This window comes from Loigolactobacillus iwatensis (genome assembly GCF_003950295.1).
Taxonomy (GTDB): Bacteria; Bacillota; Bacilli; order Lactobacillales; family Lactobacillaceae; genus Loigolactobacillus; species Loigolactobacillus iwatensis.
Genome location: NZ_RHNP01000086.1, coordinates 1 through 1,333 on the forward strand (window position 1 = coordinate 1; position 1,333 = coordinate 1,333).

1 protein-coding gene is annotated in these 1,333 nt (G+C 42.5%); it reads right to left on the reverse strand.

Annotated features, from left to right (window positions below):
* Nucleotides 1-62: 62 nt before the first annotated feature.
* The gene (locus EKM98_RS11985; protein WP_068223443.1) at nt 63-1,238 is read right to left on the reverse strand and encodes an IS256 family transposase; all 1,176 of its coding nucleotides are present in this window, start codon (nt 1,236-1,238) and stop codon (nt 63-65) included.
* Nucleotides 1,239-1,333 lie beyond the last annotated feature (95 nt).

Sequence of the window (1,333 nt, forward strand, 5' to 3'; positions counted from 1 at the left end):
CGAGAGTGTCAATAATTTTGTGTAAATGAGTAACTCTTATTCGCACGATTAAATAACCAATTTCAAAACATTGATTCTAATGTATCTTGGCATTGTTTGAAACCACGATGAGACTTACCAAAGTTCTTATCGTTGTAGGCCAACATCTGTGTGACTAGGAAACGATCCAACGCAGCTTCATTTGGAAATTGTTCTTTCACTTTGGTTTTTCGCTTAATTGATTTGTTGAAAGATTCAATAAGATTGGTTGAGTAGATCGAGGCTCTAATACTTGTCGGGAAATCAAAGAAAGTAAGCAGATTTTTGGTCTCCGCTAAGTGCTTCGTCATTCTAGAATAGCTAGGTGCCCAGTGTGTAATAAAGGTGGCCAGAATCGCTTGTGCCTCAGATTTGGTCGTTGCTTGATGGATCTGCTTGAATTCAGACATAACGGCCTGTCGGTCACTAACACGTACTTTTTTGAAAATATTACGACTCATATGAACGAGGCAACGCTGAAACTTTGCCTGTGGGTAGCTTCTTTCAAGTGCTGATTCAAGGCCCACCATTCCGTCAGCGATGACTAGTTGGACGTTGCTGATACCTCTTTTTACAAGTCCACCTAATAATTCTGACCAAACTTCACCATTCTCAGTTGGAGCGATTTGGTAATCAAGGATCTGTTTCTCACCGCTTGCTGTAATGCCAATCGCGATATGGACCGCCTCACGTTCAACCGTCTTTCGTCTGAGCGGAAGATAAGTCGCATCGATGAAGAGACAAACGAAGCTTGACTCAGTAAAATGACGCTTATGAAAAGCCGCAACTTGCCCTTCGACGACCTGGGTCATGTTTGAGATTGTGGTTGCGCAGTAGTGCGATCCATACATTTTCTCAATGAGATCGGCAATTTCACGTGTTGTGATCCCTTTTTCGTAGAGCTTGAGAACCATTTCTTCTAGGGCATCAACCCGGCGCGTATAGGATGGAATAAGTGCTGCTTTGAATTCACCATTACGGTCACGGGGCACACAAATATTTAGTTTTCCATACTCGGAAGCTATTTGGCGAAAGTACTGTCCGTTTCTGGAATTACCGCTGTTGAAGCCACTGCGATCATATGGATCGTAGCCTAAAATTGCGGTCAGTTCAGCTTGAAGCAGGCTGTTGACTGTTTTCTCCAATTGAGTACGAAAAACCTCCTTTAAATTTCCTTGAGCTAGTAGTGTTTGGGCGATTTCTTTGTTAAACTGATCCATGGGGAAGGCCTCCGTTGATTATGTTTGGCGATTTAATCATACGGGGAAGGTCTTCCCTTTTCAATTACTATTTACACAAAATATTGTACACTCCC

Excerpts from the sequence above, each read along its gene's own strand:
- EKM98_RS11985 (WP_068223443.1), bottom strand. The coding sequence starts at position 1,238 with ATGGATCAGTTTAACAAAGAAATCGCCCAAACACTACTAGCTCAAGGA.